Genomic DNA, 5,027 nt, shown 5'->3' on the forward strand with positions numbered 1-5,027 from the left:
CAATAATCAACTATTTCCAAGACAGACTGACAAACGCCTCGGCCGAATCATTCAACGCAAAGATAAAAGCATTCCGTACCCAATTCAGGGGAGTCAGTGACATTAAATTCTTCATGTTCAGACTGGCAACACTTTACTCTTGACATCTTACCACCCACCGGGAAAATCCGCTGATCCGGATTAGCGTAGGTGTGGTGACTTTTGTGGTGACCCGGAGGGGTGTAGATAAATAAAAGACCGCTAACTCATTGAGAATTAGCGGTCTTTGGTGGTGCCACCAGCATTGTATGCAATTATATAGTTGTATGATTATCAACTATATGCGCCAAATACAACGGTGGATAATATCACTTGCTCCACTGATATCTTATAGCATTATGGGCATTTTGCACAAGGCAATTTCTGCACTTATCCCACTTGCCGATTCTCAAAGTTCTCTCTATAATGCAAAGTTAGCAATAATTCAGCATAACTGCAATGCCATAATTGTTAATAGAACTTATCGTGTAAAGACTCAGATGTTTAGCCTCAACGCACCTTTACTAAAAAGGTAAATCATTGTCATTTGGGAATGGCATTGGCATAATATGATCAAATATAGCCATATTATCTTTCCAGTTAGCTGGTAAGACATTGATTAACTGAGCATCAATGTCAAATAGGGCCTTATTTATTTTTATATATATTGTGGAGTTGTCATGATTACTTCTACTCCACATATAATATTCTTCACCATTATCTTGATCAATGATTTCTCCTTGATTTTTAAAACCTCGAGCCAGCATCAACTGATTTAAGTCGTTGTAACCTACGATATAAAAGTTATATTTTATATCCAATTTGGACCTTAACCAATTGACTAATGGATGATTAATCATGAGAATCTGATTGATTTCCTCTTGTTGATCTTTGTTTTGATTTGAGAGAAATTCAACTAATTGATTTAGATTTTTCGATGTACGTTCAAGCTCAGCTATAAGATTAACTTCTTTTATTCTGCGCTGATCGTCGATAAAACGTTGAAAAAGACCGGCAAACTGTTCTCTAAGATAATTTGTAATATCTTCGGAAGTCTCGAAATCCTTTATGTTATTATTTATGCCGAGGTTTTTTATTTCTTCTATGAAACTATAAATCCTCTGATCATCAACAAATTTATATCTTACATTTGAATTGCCTTTATTTAAAAGATAGGTCTGATATTCTGCGCTAACATTCTTATCTATAAAGATATAAACTTGTTTTTGGTTTTCCAATGCGGCTCTAAGTTCTCTTTGACTGATAGACCCTGCCTGAAGATATTTTTCGATAGTCTGTTCGTCCTTTGATTCTGAGCCGAATCGACCTCCAATTATTGAGATCAATATATCAGAATGACGAACCTCCTGTATACAATAATCCTCTAAACGATCTTCTTTCCCATAAGGTATAGAACCTTCTTCATTACGTATAGCATCATAGCCCAATCCCCTAAGGAATTGGTCAATATCAGCTCTTATCTGACGTAAATCATAAAAGGTTGAACTAATAAATACTCGTGGTTTTGCCATATTTATTATGTTATTTCGTTATATATTTTTGAAAACGACTTGTGGGTTTGTCGGGGATTGTCATTTGGATGCGAGTGCCGAGGAGGGGGGTAAGATAACGTTCCCTGAAATTCTTGACATCCTTAAATCCGCAATAGGCAGCTATCTCTGCACCAGACCGAGGTTCCTTGCAGAATTCTACAATCTTTTCCTCAATTGATTGACTTAGGGGTTGACTTAGGGGTTGACTTAGGGGTTGACTTAGGGGTTGACTTGTGCTCTTCGACAAGTCTGATTCTTTTGTAGCATGGATATTGACACGGAAGGCAGTGATTGTATTCACGTCAAATTCTGCCGGAGGATTGCCGTTATCTTTCAGCATCTCTTGCACTCGGGTAACGCCACGGTTGAATTTGTTGACATACTTCATCACCCTCATAGCTTCTGCCACGAGTGGGTTGCGATAGTCATTGACAGACGGGAAGTTCTCAGGACGAGCTTCACCATATAGCCCACCTGCATTCATCACTTCTATATAGTCATCAAACTGATATAAGCGGATGGGCATATTCGCTTGGTAATCCCGGTGCATACAGGCATTCATCACCAACTCTCGGATAGCACCTTCGGGATAATTCCAGACAGTGCGTTCACGGAACAGCGATTCGGGAACCGGACGCTGTGTTATAATGGCATCCTTAACGAAGGATTCCAGTGTCGGCAACATTTTATATAAGGGGCCTGCAAACTGACGTTCGTTAAGTATGTCACCGCCTTTGTCTCGTCCGGCAAACCGCACGAATTGCACATAATCGCCAAGAAGAAAGTATTTGGGATTGATGCCAAAAAGTATTATGCCTGCGTAAGTCGGGCTGTTGTTGTCGCGATCATAGAGATGTATTGACGCAAGTTGCTCCTTAATGTCACGTTTGTCGTCAGCAAGAGTTTCTTCGTCAAATACCATCGGGAGATATCTGGTCTTGATGTAATCAATATCCAAATCTTCCAGTTTGGCGTTAAGACATGGGGTTGCATCAAAGGTTGCCATGAAAGAGCAGCGGCGTTCAGCGAGTATTCTCTCCTCAGCTTCCGTAGCAATATCCCTGCGAGGACCGACACGGATAAATACCCGACCACGATAACGAACAGGCGGTAAATCGGACGGTCTGACTTCGGCAACCAATAAATCGCCTTCCGGGAATGAAAAGCGTTCGACTGACATGGCCGGCAACGGGAGAATATTACCGTCAGAACGGATGCCCGCAATCTTCTTAAGCAGGGCATCATCAACTTCCATACCGGCTATACTGCCATCATCTTTTGCTCCGATAATCAGATAGCCGTTCTTGCGGGAGCCGGGCATGTCATTCGCAAAAGCACAAATGGCCTCACAGAACTTGTCCATGTTGCCAGTGCTGATGGTACGTTCCACTCGATAAGATTCGGTGGACTTCAGCAATTCCAATATGTCCTCTTTAGCTATCATTCGGATTTATGGGTTGTCTATATGCAAAATTACAAAAAATATTTCATCCAACCGCTCATGAGCCAACATTTTATCTGAGAGATATCCGTTTTGTCCTCCAATGAAGAAATCGCTCCGACTGACCAATGAAAGTCAGCCGGAGCGATTGATGTAATGGGTTACTTGAACGGTGGATGATAGTTTTGGCGTAGATAGGCTTCTATTTCGTGTTCGGCGTAGATGATTTTGCCTTCGAGAGAATAGAAGCCAAAGAGTCCTTTCAGTCGGTAGTTGGCGAGAGTGGATTTGCTGACCGACAGGCGATGGGAAAGTTCGGAGTCTGATAGAAACCTCATACCGTTGAATACAGGTCTTGACAGATCGGCAAGGTCTTCCGCTGTTGACTTGATTTCGCCGATAACCTTGAATATTTCTTTCTGCTCCTCTTTAGTCTGAAAGGGTATTACATCAGTCATATCTTTCATAGTTATTAGTGAGGAATCTTCCTATCTCGTTTGCCGGATAGAACACTTTACCTTCAATGACAGCATATCCTATTTTCCCTTCAGTACGCAACATCGCCATTGACCGTTGGGAACGACGTAGAATCGATTGTGCTGTATGGTTGTCAATCCATTCCTGACACTCAGAATGTGAAAGCCGATTGACGGCTACGAGCAAGACAGTGCGGCATTCTTTTAGAGCACTAACCATAGCGTCATATATGGTGCGCTCAATCATAATATAGTCCATATTTTAGGCGTGGGATTAGTGGGTAAATACTATAGCGCACATTGCGCACTTGTTCCCCCGGCTTGATAGCCATGTCCGGGCAGAAGGCACATTCACTGACCCATGAGACCGGTCTTGTTGTAATGCGGTCAGCGGTGCATAAATGATAGTGGTCAGCTGAGTTGCAACGTTGTCATAACCGTTATTCGTTGCGTGCAGGAGTGTGTTGTCACTTAATCACTTTATCACACTTTCACACATTGGATAACAAACTCACTTTATCACTCATACACACCTGATTGCAGGTGATAACGGGAATGAGGCGGTTGCAATGCCTGTGACAGATAATCCATGACAGTTGATGATGCCGGGAATGACCTTGTTGATGCGGGATAATATGCTCCAGTGGTCATCGGCACATCGGCTTTGTCATTCGAGCCTCTGTGCAAGTTAAACGATGGCAATTCACGAAAAGATTTATAACCTGTTGATTTTGCCATACTTTGCCGAATGATTGCCGTACTTTGCCGTATTTCTCTTTTTGCGAAAAACCGACAGGCATACCCGTTTTGTTATATAGTCAGCGACAACGCAACGCAGGATTCCATCCTTTTGGCGTTATTCTGGGCAGATTATAATCCGAGAGCGACGGTATAATCGGAAAAGACCGGCACCGATTATCATATATTTCCTGATTAACCAATATCGGGTTAAGATTATCCGGATTCCAATATCTGCCTTTTCCCCAATATCATAGTGATGTTCTCAAGAACATAGCAAGGTATGTTATCCGCTGCATGAAATTGGATTTGCAGCAGATAACCCTTGCCATGTGCATGGAGCCGGCGATTACTCCAAAGTCGTAATCGCCACAAGAAACCTGCGGTGCAGTCAGCCGCTATAAAAATTATCATACCACTTAATCCCGTTTTTATGAAACAGAATTTTAAGAAAGCCGGGCGTCATCCCAAGATTGACCCCACGGCGTTCCGTTGCTCCGTGAACTTTACGGCTAAGGAACACTCATTACTCCAGACCATGCACGAGAAATCGGGCATAGATTCCCTGTCGGCCTTTATCAAGATGCAGGTGTTCGGCAAGACATTCAAAGTTCATTATATGGATGATGCGACCCGCATTTTCATAGACAAGCTGTCCGCACTCAATGCCCGCTACCGTATGGAAAAGCCACTCTACTTTGACCCTTTTGGCCAAACAGAATTTACCCACCTTGGCCATAATATGATTGACCCTTTAAAGTCCTGGTGTTAGGGGTCAATTTTATTTTACCCTTTTAATTC

The 5,027-nt window shown here is 42.3% G+C and carries 7 protein-coding genes; 2 read left to right on the plus strand and 5 right to left on the minus strand.

Annotated elements, in window-relative coordinates; translation table 11 throughout:
• Positions 1 to 143 (plus strand): transposase (locus FW767_RS12620; RefSeq protein ID WP_150980699.1); only part of this gene is annotated, 143 nt, incomplete at its 5' end.
• 399 nt (positions 144 to 542) lie between these two features.
• Here FW767_RS12620 and FW767_RS12625 read toward each other — a convergent pair.
• The 5 genes from FW767_RS12625 to FW767_RS12645 all read right to left on the minus strand — a co-directional run bounded on the left by FW767_RS12625 (position 543) and on the right by FW767_RS12645 (position 4,226).
• Positions 543 to 1,550, minus strand: a complete 1,008-nt coding sequence (locus tag FW767_RS12625; RefSeq protein ID WP_121700393.1) for a DUF4062 domain-containing protein — start codon at positions 1,548 to 1,550, stop codon at positions 543 to 545.
• 10 nt (positions 1,551 to 1,560) lie between these two features.
• Positions 1,561 to 3,015 (minus strand): RNA-binding domain-containing protein, encoded by a 1,455-nt coding sequence (locus FW767_RS12630; protein ID WP_150980701.1) that lies wholly within the window; start codon positions 3,013 to 3,015, stop codon positions 1,561 to 1,563.
• Positions 3,016 to 3,173: 158 nt separating this feature from the next.
• A complete protein-coding gene (locus tag FW767_RS12635; protein ID WP_121700395.1) occupies positions 3,174 to 3,479 on the minus strand; it encodes a helix-turn-helix domain-containing protein in 306 nt (101 codons plus the stop codon).
• Entirely contained in the window at positions 3,463 to 3,735 is a 273-nt protein-coding gene (locus FW767_RS12640) for a hypothetical protein (RefSeq protein WP_150980704.1), read from the minus strand. The genes FW767_RS12635 and FW767_RS12640 overlap by 17 nt, the downstream gene beginning before the upstream one ends.
• Before the next feature lie 272 nt (positions 3,736 to 4,007).
• Positions 4,008 to 4,226 (minus strand): hypothetical protein, encoded by a 219-nt coding sequence (locus FW767_RS12645; RefSeq protein WP_147438831.1) that lies wholly within the window; start codon positions 4,224 to 4,226, stop codon positions 4,008 to 4,010.
• Between the two features lie 433 nt (positions 4,227 to 4,659).
• On the opposite strand from FW767_RS12645, the gene FW767_RS12650 reads away from it, so the two are divergent.
• Positions 4,660 to 4,998, plus strand: coding sequence for a plasmid mobilization protein (locus tag FW767_RS12650; RefSeq protein WP_150980706.1), 339 nt, complete (start codon positions 4,660 to 4,662; stop codon positions 4,996 to 4,998).
• Positions 4,999 to 5,027 lie beyond the last annotated feature (29 nt).

Origin of the sequence: Heminiphilus faecis, assembly GCF_008728965.1 — a bacterium.
In the GTDB taxonomy this organism is placed as follows: Bacteria; Bacteroidota; Bacteroidia; order Bacteroidales; family Muribaculaceae; genus Muribaculum; species Muribaculum faecis.

Bases quoted from the DNA above. Each gene is read 5' to 3' on its own strand.
- FW767_RS12625 (WP_121700393.1), bottom strand. From the start codon at position 1,550: ATGGCAAAACCACGAGTATTTATTAGTTCAACCTTTTATGATTTACGT.
- FW767_RS12630 (WP_150980701.1), bottom strand. From the start codon at position 3,015: ATGATAGCTAAAGAGGACATATTGGAATTGCTGAAGTCCACCGAATCT.
- FW767_RS12635 (WP_121700395.1), bottom strand. From the start codon at position 3,479: ATGAAAGATATGACTGATGTAATACCCTTTCAGACTAAAGAGGAGCAG.
- FW767_RS12640 (WP_150980704.1), bottom strand. From the start codon at position 3,735: ATGATTGAGCGCACCATATATGACGCTATGGTTAGTGCTCTAAAAGAA.
- FW767_RS12645 (WP_147438831.1), bottom strand. From the start codon at position 4,226: ATGGCAAAATCAACAGGTTATAAATCTTTTCGTGAATTGCCATCGTTT.
- FW767_RS12650 (WP_150980706.1), top strand. From the start codon at position 4,660: ATGAAACAGAATTTTAAGAAAGCCGGGCGTCATCCCAAGATTGACCCC.